A 15,408-nucleotide genomic window follows, 5' to 3' on the forward strand; every position below is an offset into this window, starting at 1 on the left:
GACACGAAGTCGCTTAAACGGTGGCTTTCAGGGAGAGGAGGGTGGATTTGGGGGTTCGGGCGGTCGTGAGCTCGACCGTGAAGGCGTTGTGTTTCAGGTTTTCGGTCACGGTGCGGGAGAGGGATTCAGCCTTTTCTTGGCTGGGGGGTTCGTAGAAAAGGTGGAGCGTTCCGGTGGGGGCCAGGAGGGTTTTGAGTAGGGTTAGTTCGGCGGCTGGGTCCTTGGTCCAGAAAAGGTTGACGTTGACGGCGAAGATCTTGTCGTAGGGCTCGCCGCCGGGGGGCAGGTCTTCCAGGGACTGCACCTGGAAGGTGGCTCTGCCTGCGGTGATGTTCGCGGCGTTGCGGCGTTCGGCTTGCGCGATCGCCTTGGCGGAGCGGTCTACGGCGGTGATCGTGCCGGTGGTGAGGGCGTCGCAGACGAGTTCGGCGGCGACACCGGTTCCGCAGCCCAGTTCGAGGACGCGGTCGTCCGGGCGGACGTCCAGGGTCTCCACAGCCCAGCGGAGGCGTTCGGGGATGGCCATCGACCGAAACTACAGGAGGCCGCGCCCCGGAATCAGCGGAAGATCCTTTGCGGTGAGCAGGCCGGGCGGCGCCTCGACGACGGCGGGGATGGCGTTGACGAGGCGCATCGCGGTGGCCTTCAAGCCTGCGGTGTTGTGGTCGCCGTCGGAGCCCAATAGCTGGAGGTCGAGGGTGTAGTTGGGTTCGCCTCGCACCTCGACGCGGTAGCAGCCCGCGCCCGCGGGCTGGGGCCAGGCGGGGGCGAGGTCGTCGCGGAGGCGGGTGACGTGCTCCAGGACGATGACGGGCTTGCCCGCGCGCAGGCCGCGGACCTCGAAGCGGAGGGCGGCGGTGGTGCCCTTCTCGATGGTGCCGGAGGTGACCTCGAAGGTCTCCGGGGCGGGGTAGCGGTGGTGCCATTCGCCGACCTCGTCGAGTTCGACGGCCAGTGCGGCGGCGATCTGGCGTACGACGCTGCCCCACGCCATGGTGAGCACGCCCGGCTGGAGCAGCATGGGCACCTCGTCCAGGGGGCGGCCGAAGCCCATGATGTCGAAGAGGACGGTCTTCTGGTCGTAGGTGGCGTAGTTCAGGATCTCGATGCAGCGGATCTCGTCGATGCGTTCGCTGATGCCGGTCAGGGCGAGGGGGAGGACGTCGTTGGCGAAGCCGGGGTCGATGCCGTTGACGAAGATGGAGGCGTTCCCCTCGGCGGCGGCCCGGCGGACGGGCTCGGACATCTCCGGCGGTACGACGCCGTCCGGGAACTGGAGGAAGACGGGGCTGCTGGAGACGACGTTGGCGCCGGACCGCAGGATGCGGCACAGGTCGTCGATCGCCTCCATGATGCGGACGTCGGCCATGGCCGTGTAGACGACGCAGTCGGGGCGCAGTGCCAGGACGGCCTCGGCGTCGGTGGTGGCGGCCACGTTGAGGGGGCGGTCGAGCCCGGCGAGGTCGCCGGCGTCGCGGCCGGCCTTGGCGGGGTTGGAGACCCACACGCCCGCGAGTTCGAGATCGGGGTGGGCGTCGATGCCGACCAGCGCGTTGCGGCCAACGTTGCCCGTGCTCCATTGGACGACGCGGTAGGTCATCGGGGTCTCCTAGAGGTCGGGCAGGCCGAGGTCGAGGTTGGGCGTGTCGATGCCGCCGTCCACGCGCAGGACGCTGCCGGTGACGTACGCGGCGGCCGGGGAGGCCAGGTAGAGGACGGCGGCGGCGACGTCGTCGGGGTCGCCGATGCGGCGGAGGGGCGTGCCGGACTCCATCTGGGCGCGCATCGCGTCGTCGTTCATGACGATGTCGAGGGCGGAGGTGGCGACCGAGCCGACGGCGATGGCGTTGACGCGGATCCTGGGGGCCAGGTCGAGGGCGGCCAGCCGGGTGTAGTGGGCGAGGGCGGCCTTGGCGCTGCCGTAGGCGAGGTAGCCGCGGCCGGCGACGCGTCCCATGACCGAGGAGATGTTGACGACGGAGCCGCCGTGGCCGGGCAGGTGCGGGACGGCGGCGCGGGTGAGCGCGTGCGCGGTGCTCACATTGAACTGGAACGCGTTATCGAGGTGCCGCGGCTCGGTGTCCATGAACGCGCGCGGCAGGGCGCCGCCCATGTTGTTCACCACGATGTCGAGGCGCCCGAAGGCGTCGGCGGCGCGCGCGGCCAGTTCCGCGGCGGCGTCGGGGTCGGCGAGGTCGGCGGGGACGACCAGGGCCCGCGCGCCGGCCGCCTCGATCTGCTGGGCGACCTTGCGCAGCTGGTCCTCGGTGCGGGCGGAGACGAGCACGTCGGCGCCCGCCTCGGCGAGCGCGACGGCGCAGGCGGCGCCGATCCCGCGGCCCGCGCCGGTCACGATCGCGGCGCGGCCGTCCAGCCGGAAGCGGTCCATGATCACCGGCGTTCACCTCCGGCGGCCAGCCTAACCAGAATCTAGAACGTGTTTCAATAATTCCGCTAGGCGAGGAAGTCGTAGGGCCGCCCGGCGCCCGCCTCGACCGCGGCGCGGTAGGCCGTCCAGGCGAGCGAGAGGTCCTGCCAGGGCAGGCCGACCGGCGCGTACACGGTGATCTCGCTGTCCTTCACCCGTCCCGGGACCTCGCCGCACAGCAGGTCGCGCAGCGTCCCGGCGGCGTGCCGGACGCCGAGCCCGGCGTCGGCGAGCGCGCCCATCTCCACGGCCAGCGGGATGTCGTCGACGACGACCCGGGCGCTCTCCAGCAGGTCCGGCGACAGCTCGGTCTTGCCGTGCTCGTCGGCGCCCAGCGAGGTGACCTGGGTGCCGGGCGCGATGTCGGCGGCGTGCAGCAGCGGCCGCCGCGACCAGGTCGCCACCACCACGATCTCCGCGCCGTGCACGGCGGTGCGCAGGTCGGGCGCCACCGACGCGGGGACGTCGAGCCGTTCGCCGTGCCGCCGAGCGAAGTCGCCCGCGCGGCCGGCGTCCAGGTCGGTCACGGTGAGCGAGCGCAGCCCGCGCAGCTCCGACAGGCCGCGCATGACGAGCTCGGACTGGGCGCCGGCGCCGATCACGGTGACGGCCTCGGCGTCCCGGCGGGCCAGCGCGTGCGTGCCGAGGGCGGCGGCCAGGCCGGTGCGCCAGGCGGTGACGGTGGCCGAGTCCAGCAGCGCCAGCAGCTCGCCGGTCGCCAGGTCGTGCAGGCACACCACGCCGCGCAGCGCCGGGCGGCTGCCGGGATACTTGGCGTTGACCTTGACGGTGTAGGCGGGGATGCCGTCGACCAGTCCGGGCAGCAGCGCGGTGGCGCCGCCCGGGCCGGGCAGCCGGGTGACCGCGCGGTGCGGCGGGACCTCGGCGGGCGCGGCGGTGAACCCGCGGCGCAGCGCGGCCACGCACTCGGCGGGGTCGAGCAGGCCCTCGAGGTCGGTACGGCTCAGGAGCAGGGTCACCGGACCATTCTCGGGGTCACCCCGACCGCGCGTCGAGGTGAGATTCTCACTTTTCCGGTGGTCTGAGTTCTACGACGAGTGCGAAGGCGACGACGGCGTTGGCGTACACCATGGCGACCATCGCCGCGCCCCGGGTCTCCCCTGCGGCCGCGAGTCCGACGATCAGCGGCAGCGACAGCACCGACGGCATCAGCGCCCCGGCGAGGATGGGGTAGCGGGCCAGGGCGCGGCCCGCGCGGGGACGGAGGTTCATCGGCCGTCACCCGCCCGGCGGCGCCGGTTCCGGCGGTGCAGCAGGACGGCCGCGGTGATCGCCGGCGCGAGGAACAGGATCTCGCCCACCGCCTGCAGCGCCGGGGCGTCGCGCAGCCACACGCCCATGGCCAGGGCCGTGGCGACCGCGGCCACGACCTGCGTGACGGTGGCGGTGAGGAACAGGCCGGGCGAGACGGGTTCGGGCGCGTGGTCGCGGCGCGCCTGCGGCGGCCCGCCGGCCTTGCGTCCGGGCGCCATCGGGGCGGTGGAGGCCGGGCGCGGCCGGGCGGTGGACGCCGGCCCGGGTGGAGACGCGGCGAGCGGGGCTCTCGGAGGCGGGGAGCCGGTAGGCGGCGGGACGGGCGCGGTGATCCGCGGGAGGGGCGTCTCGGGGACGGTGACGGCCGCCGGTGCGGGCGGGCGCGGTGCGGCGGCGCCGCCATGCAGCTCGGTCAGGACCTCCGCCATCGTGGGGCGGCGGGCGGGCTTCTTGTCGAGGCAGGCGGCCAGCAGCTCGCGCCGGTGCGCCGGGAACGCCGTCAGGTCCGGGTCGGCGTTGAGGATGCGGTTCAGCACGGCCGGGATGCCGTCGGCGCCGAACGCCGGCTCCCCGGTGGCGGCGAAGGTGAGGGTGACCGTCCAGGAGAACACGTCCGAGGCCGGGCCGACCTCGTCCCCCGCCACCTGCTCGGGCGACATGTACGCGGGCGTGCCGAGGATCCCGCTGGTCACCGTGGTGGTGGAGGCCACGGCCCGGGCGATGCCGAAGTCGATGACGCGGGGCCCGTCGGGGGCCAGCAGCACGTTGGTCGGCTTGAAGTCGCGGTGCACGATCCCGGCGCGGTGGATGCCGTTGAGCGCGGCGGCGGTGCCGATGGCCAGCCGCTCCAGGCTCCCCGGATCCCGCGGCCCGGTGCGGCGGACCAGGTCGTCGAGCGACTCGCCCTCGATGTACTCGCTGACGATGTACGGCCGGTCGCCCTCGACGCCGGCGTCCAGGACGCGGGCCGTGCAGTACGGCTCGACCTCGCGGGCGAGGGAGCCCTCCCGCAGGAACAGCCGGCGGGCCCGCGCGTCGCCGGTGAGCCGGGCGTGCAGGACCTTGATCGCGACGAACCCCCCGCCGGCGTCCTCGCCCAGGTAGACCGCGCCCTGGCCGCCCTCGCCCAGCAGGTGCAGCAGCCGGTACGGGCCCAGTTCCCGGGGGTCGTCGGCGCGCAGGGCCGTCATCGTCGCCATCCGGCGATGATAGGTGATCAAGCAGGGGTCAGGCGGGGCGCTGCCCGGACCGCACGAGGCGGTCCCATTCGGTGAGCCAGTCGCGGCCCTGGTCGTCCACGAACGAGCCCGGCGGCGGGGTGACGCGGTGCCGGGCCAGCCATTCGCCGGGCCGCCGCATCGAGGGCCGCGGCCGCCCGTCGCTGGGCATCAGCTGCGGCGGGATCGGCGCCGGCATCGCCGGCGGCGCCTGCCCCTCGCCCTCCATCCGCGCCAGGTCCTTCTCCTCGGCCATGCCGATGGGGCCCTGCCTGCGGGCGTTGAAGAACTGGTTCACCGCCGGGTGGGTGCTGGACAGGATCATCTCGCGCGGCCCGAACATCACCAGCCCGCGCCGGAACAGCAGCCCGAGGTTGTCGGGCAGCACCCGGGCGGTGCCGATGTCGTGGGTGACGATGAGGAACGTGGCGCCCAGCTCGGCGTTGAGGTCGACGAACAGCTGGTTCAGGTAGGCGGTGCGGACGGGGTCGAGCCCGGAGTCGGGCTCGTCGGCCAGGATGATCTCCGGGTCCAGGACGAGGGCGCGGGCCAGCCCGGCGCGCTTCTTCATCCCGCCGGAGATCTCGCCCGGCAGTTTGCGCTCGGCGCCGGTGAGGCCCACCATCTCCATCTTCTCCAGCACGATCCGCCGGATCTCCGTCTCCTTCTTGCGGGTGTGCTCGCGCAGCGGGAAGGCGATGTTGTCGAAGACGTTCATGGAGCCGAACAGCGCGCCGTCCTGGAACAGCACGCCGAACCTGCGGCGCAGTTCGTACAGCTGGTCCTCGCGCAGCCGGGGCACGTCGCCGCCGCCGACGTAGACGTGGCCGCGGTCGGGCCGCAGCAGGCCCACGAGGTTCTTGAGGAAGACCGACTTTCCGGTGCCGGACGGCCCCAGCAGCGCGGAGATCTCACCGGCCGGGACGGTGAGAGTCACGTCCTCCCAGATGACCTGCCGTCCGAACGACTTGCGGAGCCCTTCCACCCGGATCTCGACGCCCATGACCACTCCCAGGCGGGGCGCCGGGGGGCGGGAGGTCCGCGTCCTGCTGCCGGTCCCCCGCCGCCTTCGACTGTACGACGCGGCGCCCGTCCCGGGGAGGCCCAGCCGCCGTATCGGACACGACCATGATCATCGGACATCCTTTGACTTGGTCAGGTCACGCCCCTTTCCCAGGAAGTCAGGTGAGCATCCGCCCCTCGTTCCACAAACCCGCCGCAAGATCTTAGGCACATTTATGACTTTGCCAGACGAATGCGGATCTCGGACTATGTGCGGTGACCTCCGGCGCGTCAACAGGGGCGCGCCCAACCCCCACTGGAGGCTCAGTGAAACACCGTCATGCCCGCATCCGCGGCACCACGGCCATCGGGGCGATCACGGGACTCATGGCGACCGCGCTGGTCGCCGCCCCCGCCGCCCAGGCCGCCGCCGGCTCCCCGGCCGGGTCGGACGTACCGCCAACCCCCTCCCCGCAGGCGAGCGCCGCCAAGCTCGCCGGCTCCCTCGCGGGGACGCTCGGAGCACGCAGTCCGGGCGCGTACATCGACAGGGCCACCGGCAAGCTGGTGGTCACCGTGACCGACGCCGGGGCCGCGCAGACCGTGCGCGCCGCCGGCGCCGAGGCGCGGACGGTCCAGCGCAGCGACGCGGACCTCAAGAAGGTCATGGCCGCCCTCAAGCGGGACGCGACCGTGCCCGGCACGGCCTGGGCCGTGGACCCCGCCGCCAACCAGGTGGTGCTGTCCCTGGACTCCACGGTCACCGGCGCGAAGGCGGAGAAGGTGCGGGCCGCGGCGCAGAAGCACGGCGCCGCGATCCGCACCCGGCAGGTCGCGGGCCGGTTCCGCACCTTCACCGCCGGCGGCGAGGCCATCTACGCCGGAGGCGGGCGCTGCTCGCTCGGATTCAACGTCAAGAAAGGCAGCGAGTTCTTCTTCCTGACCGCGGGCCACTGCACCGAGATCGGCGGCGCGTGGTTCTCCGACCAGGCCAGCACCCAGAAGCTGGGCGACACCGACGGCAGCAGCTTCCCGGGTGACGACTACGGGATCGTCAAGTACACGGGATCCCCCGCCGACACGCAGGGGACCGTCCACCTCTACAGCGGCACGCAGGACATCACGACCGCGGGCGAGGCGACGGTCGGCCAGAGCGTCACCCGCAGCGGCAGCACCACCCAGGTCCACGAGGGGGAGGTGACGGCCCTGAACCAGACGGTGAACTACGCCGAGGGAACCGTCAGCGGCCTCATCGAGACCACGGTGTGCGCCGAGCCCGGCGACAGCGGCGGCTCGCTGTTCGCCGGGTCGACCGCGCTCGGGCTGACCTCGGGCGGCAGCGGCGACTGCACCTCCGGCGGGACGACGTTCTTCCAGCCGGTGGGCGAGGCGCTCAGCGCCTACGGTGTCGAGATCTACTGATCGCTGATCGTCCGGTGAGCCGCACCGGATGATCTCCGTCGGCCCCTGGCTACGCGCGGGTCAGGGGCCGGCGGGCACCTCCAGCGTCCGCAGCACCTCGGCGATCACCCGTGACTGCTGCTCGGCCAGGTAGAAGTGGCCTCCGGGCCACGTCCGCACCGTGAACGGCTCCCCGTCGGTGAGCTCGCGCCACCGGGCGGCGGTCTCGGCGTCGACGTGGGAGTCGGACTCGCCGAGCAGCACGGTCACCGGAACCTTCAGCCGCGGCTCCGGCCGGTGCCCGTAGCGTTCCAGGAGCGCGAAGTCGTTGCGGACGTAGGGCAGCACGAGCTCGCGCATCTCCTCGTCCTGGAGCACCTCGGCGTCGGTGCCGCCCAGCTCCTCCAGCGCCGCGACCACGCCGTCGTCGTCGCGCTCGGAGATCCGGTCGTCGTCGCGGTCGTGCGGCGGGCGGGCGGCGGAGGCGAACAGGTGCACCGGCGGCGTGCCGCGCTCCTCGAGCAGCCGCGCGACCTCGTAGGCCAGCAGCGCGCCCATGCTGTGCCCGAACAGCGCGGCGGGCCGGTCCATCAGCGGCGACATCGCGGCGGCGATCAGCCGGGCGAGCTGGTGGGCGTCGGTCACCATCGGGTCGGCCAGCCGGTCGGCGCGGCCCGGGTACTGCACCGTGTGCACCTCGACGGCGGGGCCGGTCTCCCTGGCCCAGGTGCGGTAGAAGACCGCGGACCCGCCCGCGTGCGGCAGGCAGAACAGCCGCAGCGACGCCCAGGGACGCGTCTCGACGCAGCGGAACCAGCTCACGGGATCAGCTCCTCCTTCGCGGCCTGCCGCCCGGTCCGCCGCCCGGCCGCGGTGCGGCGCGGCCTCGGATCGCACGGCAGCGGCCACGGCGCCAGGCGGGGGTCGGGCACCCGCTTGGGGCCGGTGGACTCGGCCGCCACCCGGAAGCCGCGGCGCCGGTAGTTGGCCATGGCGTTCGGATGATCGAGCGTACTGGTCCGCAGCCACACCCGGGTAGCCGGGCCCGCGTGCTCCGCCCACAGCCGCCCGCGCTGCCAGGCCCGCCGCGCGCACTGCTCGACCAGGTAGCCGCCGTATCCCAGGCCCGTGAACGCCGGGGTGAGCCCGGCCAGGTGCACCTCGGTGTCGCCGCCGGGCTGCGCCTCCACCTCGAAGAACCCGGCGACGGTGCCCTCGGCCATGGCCAGCCAGGTGCCCAGTTCGGGGCGCTCCACCCAGGCCCGCCAGTCCTCGTACGTCCAGGGGAAGCGGTCGGTCCAGCAGACGGGGGCGCCGACCGCCGCGTACAGGGCCCGGCTGACGTCGGCGGACGGGCGGCGGACGAGGCTGAAGGTCATCTCGGCGGACGGCAGCGGCGCGGGCCGCAGGTCCGCCGCGTCGCGCATCTCCATCGTCCATTCGGTGACCGCCGGTACCTCGACCTCGCCGGGCACGTCACCGATCGCCCATCGCCTCGATCAGGCTCGCGGGGCGCATGTCGGTCCAGTGCTCCTCGACGTACTCGAGGCAGGCCTGGCGGGTGTCCTCGTCCTTGGCGACCGTCCATCCGGCGGGGACGTCGGCGAAGGAGGGCCACAGGGAGTGCTGTCCCTCGCCGTTGACGAGCACGAGGTAGGAGCCGTCGGGGTCTTCGAAGGGGTTGGTCATCGTTTCCTTCCGGAGGGAGTGGGACGGGATCTAGTCGAGCTTGTCGAGGCGGGCGGCGAGGACGGCGCCGATCTCGGCGAGCGGGCCGGGCTCCATGAGGAGGTGGTGGTCGGCGTCGACCGGGTGGTCCTCGATGTCGCCGCCGACCAGCGGGCCCCAGGTGGCGCGGGCGGTGGGCGAGGCGGCGGTGCGGCCCCGGGCGGCGGTGAAGAAGAGGAGGTCTCCGGGGTAACGGCCGGGCCGGTACTCCTCGGCCTGCCGGAGCCCGTTCTCGTAGTTGCGGTAGACGTTGACCAGGTCGTCCTCGCCGAGGGTGGCCAGGGCGTCGCCGCGTTCGGCGAGCACGGCCATGATCTGCGCCATGTCGGGGTTGCCGTCGGCGGCGACCATGCGGGCGTCGATGCCGATGGCCTCCAGCAGCTCGGGCAGCACCTCCCGCTTCTCGGTCTCCAGGTCCTGGCCGTGGTAGGCGTCGATGAGCGCGAGCAGCCCGACCCGTTCGCCGCGCTCGCGCAGGCGCCGGGCCATCTCGTAGGCGACCAGTCCGCCCAGCGACCAGCCGACCAGGTGGCACGGCCCGCCGGGCGGCAGGACCGGGCGGATCTGCTCCAGGTAGTCCTCGGCCATCTCCTCCACCGAGCCGGGCAGGTCGGCCTGGGTGAACGCGCGGGCCTGGAGGCCGTAGACGGGCCGGTCGGCGCCGAGGTGGCGCTGGAAGCCGAAGTAGCCCCACGACAGCCCGCCCGCCGGGTGGACGAAGAACACCGGGGGACGCTCCCCGGCCGCCCTGATCGGCAGCAGCACCTCGAAGCCCAGCCGGTCCTCGGGCTCGCCCAGGCGGGTGAGGGCCTCCGCGGTCTGGTGGGTGAACACGTCCCGGGGCGTGAACTCCAGGCCCTCGCGGTGGGCGCGGGTGACCAGGCGCAGCGCGGCGATGCTGTCGCCGCCGAGGTCGAAGAAGCTGACGTCGGCGCCGACCCGGTCGAGCCCGAGGACGCCGGCGAACAGGCCGCACAGCATTTCCTCGCGGGGTGTTCGCGGGTCGCGCCCGGCGGACGCCGCGCCGCCGAAGTCGGGGGCGGGCAGCGCGGCGCGATCGAGCTTGCCGTTGGGGTTGACCGGGAGGGTTTCCAGGGGCACGAACGCCGCCGGGACCATGTACTCGGGGAGCCGCTCCGCCGCGAACGCCCGCAGCTCCTCCGGCGGCGCCGCCGAGACGGCGTAGGCGACCAGGCGTTTCGTCCCGGACGCGTCCGCGCGGGCGACGACCGCGACGTTCGCGACGCCGGGATGGGCGGCGACGGCCGCCTCGACCTCGCCCGGCTCGATCCGGAACCCGCGGACCTTGACCTGGAAGTCGGCGCGGTCGAGGTACTCCAGGACGCCGCCGGGCCGCCACCGCACCAGGTCGCCGGTCCGGTACATGCGGTCGCCCGGGGCGCCGAACGGGTCGGCGACGTAGCGCTCCGCGGTCAGGACGGGCCGGCCGTGGTAGCCGCGCCCGAGCCCGGCCCCGGCGATGTACGCCTCGCCCGGGACGCCCGGCGGGACCGGCCGCAGGCCCTCGTCCAGCACGTACACGCGCATGTCGTCGATCGGGCGGCCGAGGACGGCGGAGGTCTCGGCGGGGTCGGCGAGCGGGGCGCGCTGCCCGGCGATCGTGGTGTACGTGGTCGCCTCGGTCGGCCCGTACACGTTGCCGACCTCGATCCCGGGGCAGGCGGCGAGCACCTTGCGAATCGCCGCGGGCGACCCGGCCTCGCCGCCGGTGAGGACCTCCCGCAGCCCGGCGAACGCCTCGGGGCGCTCCTCGGCGACCAGGTTGAAGAGGGTGGTGGTGAGGAAGAGCCCGGTCACGCCCTCGGCGGCGACGATCCGGGCGAGGTCGTCGCCGTGCAGGCGGCCGGGCGGGGCGACGACGGCGGTGCCGCCGCGCAGCAGCGGCGTCCACAGCTCGTAGAGGGACGCGTCGAACGCGTGCGCCGAGTGCACCAGGACCCGTTCGTGCGCGCCGCCGGACAGCCGGGCGTCGGTCGCCAGGTCGACCACGTCGCGGTGCCGCAGCATCACGCCCTTGGGCACGCCGGTGGAGCCGGAGGTGAACAGGACGCAGGCGAGCCCTTCGGGATGGCACGGCACGGCGGGGTCGGTGGCCGGCCGGGCGGCCTGGGCGGCGAGCTCGGCGTCGTCGTCCACGACCAGGACGCGGGCCCGCGTCCCGGCGGCCTCCACCCGCGCGGCCATGGCGGTGTCGGTGAGGACGACCGGCGCCCCGATCTCCGCGACCGCCCAGGCCGTCCGCTCCGGCGGGTAGCCCTGGTGGACGGGCGCGTACGCGCCGCCCGCCTTCAGGACCGCCAGGCTGCCCGCGACCAGGTCGGCCGACCGTTCGAGCAGCACGGCCACCGGGGTCTCGGGGCCGACGCCGAGACCGATGAGGCGGTGCGCCAGCCGGTTGGCGCGGGCGTCCAGGTCGGCGTAGGTGATCGACTCCCCCGCGGTGGTGCGGACGGCGACGGCATCGGGGTGCGCCTCGACGGTGGCGGCGAAGCGTTCCGTGACGGTGGCGGGGCGGCGGGCGGTGGTCCGGCCCTGCCAGTCGCGCAGGACCTGCGCGCGTTCGCCGCCGTCCAGGACGTCGATGCTCGCGAGCGGCACGCCGGGGCGGTGCGCGATCGAGTCGAGGATCCGCTCGAACCGGCGCATCAGCCGTCCGGCGTCGGCGGGCGGGCACACGTCGGGGCGGTGGTCCAGGCGCAGCGAGAGGCGGGGGCCGGGCACGGCCGCGAAGGTGAAGGGGTAGTGGCTGGCGTCGTGGCCGTCCACGGCGTGCAGCGTGAGACCGCCCAGGTCGGTGCCGTCGGCGTCCGGGTCGAACGGGTAGTTCTCCAGCACCGTCATCGTGTCGAACAGCGCGCCGCCCCCCGCTCCGGCGAGCCGCTGGACGTCGGCGAGGCCGAGGTGGTGGTGCGGCAGCAGGTCGGCCTGCTCGCGCTGCAACCGGGCCAGCGCGGCGGCGACCGTGTCGGCGGGCCGGATCCGCACCCGCACCGGCAGCGTGTTGATGAACAGCCCGATCATCCGCTCCACGCCGGGCAGTTCGGGCGGGCGCCCGGACACGGCCGCGCCGAACACCACGTCGCCGCGGCCGGTCATGCGGCCGAGCAGCACGCCCCACGCCAACTGCAGGACGGTGTTGAGGGTGACGCCCTCCGCTCGGGCGCGCGCGGACAGCGCGGCGGTGAGCTCCTCGGTGAGCCGGACGCGGACGCGCCCGGGAGCGGCCTCCCCGGACGGCGGCGGCTGTGCGTTCCGCACGCGGGGGGCGAGGAGCGTCGGGCCGTCGACACCGTCCAGGGCGCGGCGCCAGGCGTCCTCGGCCGCCCCCCGGTCCTGCTCCGCCAGCCACGCCAGGTGGTTCTTGTACGGAACGACGCGCGGCAGCCCGCCGTCGTCTCCCCCGGCCAGGTAGAGCGCGAACAGCTCGGTCTGCAGGACCGGCGTGGACCAGCCGTCCAGCAGGATGTGGTGGTTGGTGAACACCATCCGGTGCAGGTCGTCCGCGAGCTTGAGCAGCAGGAAGCGCAGCAGCGGCGGGCGGGCCATGTCGAACGGCCGCGCCCGCTCCCGCTCGGCCAGCGCCCGCGCCTCCGCCTCCCGCTCGGCCGCGCCGGGCAGGCCGGTCAGGTCGGCCTCCTCCCACGGCAGCCGCACGGTCCGGTGGACGACCTGCACGGCCGTCCCCTCCTTGCGCTGGCGGAACCCGGCCCGCAGATTGGCGTGCCGCCGCAGCAGCGCCGCGGCGGCCGAGCGCAGGGCCGCGACATCCAGCGGCCCGCGCAGGTCGAAGACGATCTGGGCGGTGTAGACGTCCCCGCCCGCCTCCGCGTCGTGCAGCGCGTGGAAGAACAGGCCCTGCTGGAGGGGCGAGAGCGGGAGGATGTCTTCGAGCTGCGACTTCCTGTGCTGCTGAGCGGTCAATCCAGCTCCTCGAAGTCGTCGAGTTCGGCGGCCAGCTCGTCGATCTCGTCCTGGTCGATCGACACCAGCTCCAGGTCGGAGGGGGTGAACCCGCCGACCGGGCCGCCGTCCTCCCGGCCGTCCACGACGTGCGCGACCAGGCCGCGCAGCGCCTCGCACCACCGGTCGGCCAGGTCCTGGACGCGCGCCTCGTCGAACAGGCCGCCCGCCCAGGTCCAGGTGGCGGTCAGCTCGGGGCCGGTCCCGGGCAGGTCGCGGGTGTGGGCGTTGACCTCGATCGCGTGGACCAGCGCCAGCGCGTCGTCCTGGCCGCCGCCGAGCGCCGCGCTCTCGGCCGCGTCCGCCGGTCCCCAGTCGGTGCCCTCCGGCACGGCGGACCGGCCCAGGTAGTTGAACGCGATCTGCGGAGTGCGCGTGCCTCCGTCGGACTCGGCGAGGCGCGGGCGGAGCAGGCCGAAGCCGATGCCGTTGTCGGGGATCTCGCGGAGCTGCTCCTTGACCCTCTTCAGCGCCGTGCCGACGGCCTGCCCGCCGTCCCGGACCTCCGCGCGGTCGATCGGACCCGCGTCCAGCCGCACCGGGAACAGGGAGGTGAACCAGCCCGCCGTCCGGAACAGGTCCACGCCCGGCACGACCTCCTCGCGGCCGTGCCCCTCCAGGTCGACGAGCACGGCCGTCCCATCGCCGCCGCCGCGCCAGCCCGCGACCGCGATCGCCAGGCCGGTCAGCAGCACGTCGTTGACGCGGCCGTGGAAGGCGGCGGGCACGTCGGTGAGCAGCGGACCGGTGATCTCGGCGGGCAGCGCGACGGTCAGGTGCCGGGCCGTCCCGAACGTGTCCCCGTGCTCGGCGCCGAGCGGCCGGTGCGCGAGCGGCGGGTCGGGGGTGGCGAGGATCTCCCTCCACAGCGGCAGCTCCGCCAGCCGCTCCGGATCGGACGCCTCGGCCTGGAGGCGCTGCGCCCAGCGGCGGAACGAGGTCGGGACCGGCTGGAGCTCGCCGCCCGCCCAGGCCGTGACCAGGTCGGGCAGCAGGATCCGCCAGGAGACGCCGTCCACGACCAGGTGATGGAGGGTGAGGAGCAGCCGCCCGGACCGGTCCGGGCCCGCGTCGAACCAGACGAGCTGAGCCATGACGCCGCGTCCGGGATCGAGGCCGCTCCGTGCCGCCAGAGCCTCGCGGGCGAGGACGGCGCGGAGTTCCTCGCCGTCGAGCCCGGCGACGTCCACGCGCCGGACGAGCGGGTCCGCGTCGACCGTGCCGGGCTCGCCGACCTCGAACTCCCAGTCCGGGGTGGTGCGATCCACGCGCAGGCGCAGCATGTCGTGATGGTCGACGAGCCGCCGCAACGCGCGCGCGAGGTCCTGGACGCGAAGGCCGGGCGGGACCTGGAGGAGCATCCGCTGGCTGTAGTCGTCGACCGGCCCGTCCAGCTCCCGGAACCACCGCATGATCGGAGTGGCCGGAACGGGCCCGACCCCGGCCCCGGGCGGTTCCTTCTCGACGGTGTCGGCGTCGTCGGCGACGGTGCGGGCGATGGCGGCGAGTTGTTCGACGGTCTGGTGCTGGAACACCTCGCGCGGAGAGATCACCAGGCCCGACTGGCGGGCGCGGGAGACCAGCTGGATCGCGATGATGGAGTCGCCGCCGAGGTCGAAGAACCCGTCGTCCACCCCGACCCGTTCCAGCCCCAGAACCTCCGCGAACAGCTTCGCGAGAATTTCCTCGTGCGCGGTCCGAGGCGTGCGAGAGGACACTTTGACGGAGAAGTCGGGTGCGGGCAGGGCTTTGCGGTCGAGTTTCCCGTTGGCGGTCAGAGGCAGGGCGTCGAGTTCGACGACGGCGGCCGGGACCATGTAATCCGGCAACCGCTCAGAGGCGAACCGGCGCAGATCCCCGGCGGCTCCAACGACATAGGCGATCAGACGCTCATCGCGCACCACCACCGCGACATCGGACACGGCATCGTTGCGCGCCAGCACCGCCTCGATCTCGCCCAACTCGATCCGGAACCCGCGCAACTGCACCTGCTGATCCGAACGCCCCAGGTATTCCAGACGCCCATCCGCACGCCACCGCGCCAGATCCCCCGTCCGATACATCCGCGCACCAGGGCCACCATGCGGATCGGCGACAAAGCGTTCAGCCGACAGCGACGGACGGTTCAGATAACCGCGCGCCAGACCCGGGCCGGCCACATACAACTCGCCCACCACACCGGCCGGAACAGGCTGCAGACGACCGTCCAGGACATAAACACGCAGGTCGGGGATGCCCGTCCCGACCACGCTTCCCGCCGCTGTCGCGGCGAACGCGCGGTCGAGACGCTGGTAGGACACGTGCACGGTCGTCTCGGTGATCCCGTACATGTTCACCAGCACCGGGGCCTCATCCCCGTGCCGCGAATACCACTCC

The 15,408-nt window shown here is 73.7% G+C and carries 13 protein-coding genes; 1 reads left to right on the plus strand and 12 read right to left on the minus strand.

Going from position 1 to position 15,408, the window contains the following annotated elements:
* Window positions 1–13: 13 nt before the first annotated feature.
* The 7 genes from ACFPZN_RS20555 to ACFPZN_RS20585 all read right to left on the minus strand — a co-directional run bounded on the left by ACFPZN_RS20555 (window position 14) and on the right by ACFPZN_RS20585 (window position 5,923).
* Window positions 14–526, minus strand: a complete 513-nt coding sequence (locus ACFPZN_RS20555; protein ID WP_378283663.1) for a class I SAM-dependent methyltransferase — start codon at window positions 524–526, stop codon at window positions 14–16.
* Between the two features lie 9 nt (window positions 527–535).
* The gene (locus tag ACFPZN_RS20560) at window positions 536–1,600 is read right to left on the minus strand and encodes an NAD(P)H-dependent amine dehydrogenase family protein (protein WP_378283664.1); all 1,065 of its coding nucleotides are present in this window, start codon (window positions 1,598–1,600) and stop codon (window positions 536–538) included.
* 9 nt (window positions 1,601–1,609) lie between these two features.
* Complete coding sequence (locus ACFPZN_RS20565) at window positions 1,610–2,389, minus strand: SDR family oxidoreductase (RefSeq protein ID WP_378283677.1); 780 nt, start codon at window positions 2,387–2,389, stop codon at window positions 1,610–1,612.
* A 65-nt stretch (window positions 2,390–2,454) separates the two neighbouring features.
* Window positions 2,455–3,408 (minus strand): ornithine cyclodeaminase family protein, encoded by a 954-nt coding sequence (locus ACFPZN_RS20570; RefSeq protein WP_378283665.1) that lies wholly within the window; start codon window positions 3,406–3,408, stop codon window positions 2,455–2,457.
* 46 nt (window positions 3,409–3,454) lie between these two features.
* Window positions 3,455–3,661: a hypothetical protein gene (locus ACFPZN_RS20575; protein ID WP_378283666.1), complete on the minus strand. Its 207-nt coding sequence runs from the start codon at window positions 3,659–3,661 to the stop codon at window positions 3,455–3,457.
* A complete protein-coding gene (locus ACFPZN_RS20580) occupies window positions 3,658–4,902 on the minus strand; it encodes a serine/threonine-protein kinase (protein WP_378283667.1) in 1,245 nt (414 codons plus the stop codon). Before ACFPZN_RS20580 ends, ACFPZN_RS20575 begins: the two co-directional genes overlap by 4 nt.
* A 28-nt stretch (window positions 4,903–4,930) precedes the next feature.
* Entirely contained in the window at window positions 4,931–5,923 is a 993-nt protein-coding gene (locus tag ACFPZN_RS20585) for an ABC transporter ATP-binding protein (RefSeq protein WP_378283668.1), read from the minus strand.
* Between the two features lie 326 nt (window positions 5,924–6,249).
* Between ACFPZN_RS20585 and ACFPZN_RS20590 the strand changes: the two genes are divergently transcribed.
* A complete protein-coding gene (locus tag ACFPZN_RS20590; protein ID WP_378283669.1) occupies window positions 6,250–7,344 on the plus strand; it encodes a S1 family peptidase in 1,095 nt (364 codons plus the stop codon).
* Between the two features lie 60 nt (window positions 7,345–7,404).
* Here ACFPZN_RS20590 and ACFPZN_RS20595 read toward each other — a convergent pair whose 3' ends face one another.
* From ACFPZN_RS20595 to ACFPZN_RS20615, 5 genes are all read right to left on the minus strand, one after another.
* Window positions 7,405–8,145, minus strand: a complete 741-nt coding sequence (locus tag ACFPZN_RS20595; RefSeq protein ID WP_378283671.1) for a thioesterase II family protein — start codon at window positions 8,143–8,145, stop codon at window positions 7,405–7,407.
* Complete coding sequence (locus ACFPZN_RS20600; RefSeq protein ID WP_378283672.1) at window positions 8,142–8,798, minus strand: GNAT family N-acetyltransferase; 657 nt, start codon at window positions 8,796–8,798, stop codon at window positions 8,142–8,144. Before ACFPZN_RS20600 ends, ACFPZN_RS20595 begins: the two co-directional genes overlap by 4 nt.
* Before the next feature lies 1 nt (window position 8,799).
* Window positions 8,800–9,012: an MbtH family protein gene (locus ACFPZN_RS20605; RefSeq protein ID WP_378283673.1), complete on the minus strand. Its 213-nt coding sequence runs from the start codon at window positions 9,010–9,012 to the stop codon at window positions 8,800–8,802.
* 30 nt (window positions 9,013–9,042) lie between these two features.
* Window positions 9,043–12,993, minus strand: coding sequence for a non-ribosomal peptide synthetase (locus ACFPZN_RS20610; protein ID WP_378283674.1), 3,951 nt, complete (start codon window positions 12,991–12,993; stop codon window positions 9,043–9,045).
* The coding region (locus ACFPZN_RS20615; protein ID WP_378283675.1) for a condensation domain-containing protein at window positions 12,990–15,408 on the minus strand (2,419 nt) is incomplete at its 5' end. The genes ACFPZN_RS20610 and ACFPZN_RS20615, both read right to left, overlap by 4 nt.

Source organism: Actinomadura rugatobispora, assembly GCF_042656285.1.
Classification (GTDB): domain Bacteria; phylum Actinomycetota; class Actinomycetes; order Streptosporangiales; family Streptosporangiaceae; genus Spirillospora; species Spirillospora rugatobispora.

Bases quoted from the DNA above. Each gene is read 5' to 3' on its own strand.
- ACFPZN_RS20605 (WP_378283673.1), bottom strand. From the start codon at position 9,012: ATGACCAACCCCTTCGAAGACCCCGACGGCTCCTACCTCGTGCTCGTC.
- ACFPZN_RS20575 (WP_378283666.1), bottom strand. From the start codon at position 3,661: ATGAACCTCCGTCCCCGCGCGGGCCGCGCCCTGGCCCGCTACCCCATC.
- ACFPZN_RS20580 (WP_378283667.1), bottom strand. From the start codon at position 4,902: ATGGCGACGATGACGGCCCTGCGCGCCGACGACCCCCGGGAACTGGGC.
- ACFPZN_RS20565 (WP_378283677.1), bottom strand. From the start codon at position 2,389: ATGGACCGCTTCCGGCTGGACGGCCGCGCCGCGATCGTGACCGGCGCG.
- ACFPZN_RS20560 (WP_378283664.1), bottom strand. From the start codon at position 1,600: ATGACCTACCGCGTCGTCCAATGGAGCACGGGCAACGTTGGCCGCAAC.
- ACFPZN_RS20555 (WP_378283663.1), bottom strand. From the start codon at position 526: ATGGCCATCCCCGAACGCCTCCGCTGGGCTGTGGAGACCCTGGACGTC.
- ACFPZN_RS20585 (WP_378283668.1), bottom strand. From the start codon at position 5,923: ATGGGCGTCGAGATCCGGGTGGAAGGGCTCCGCAAGTCGTTCGGACGG.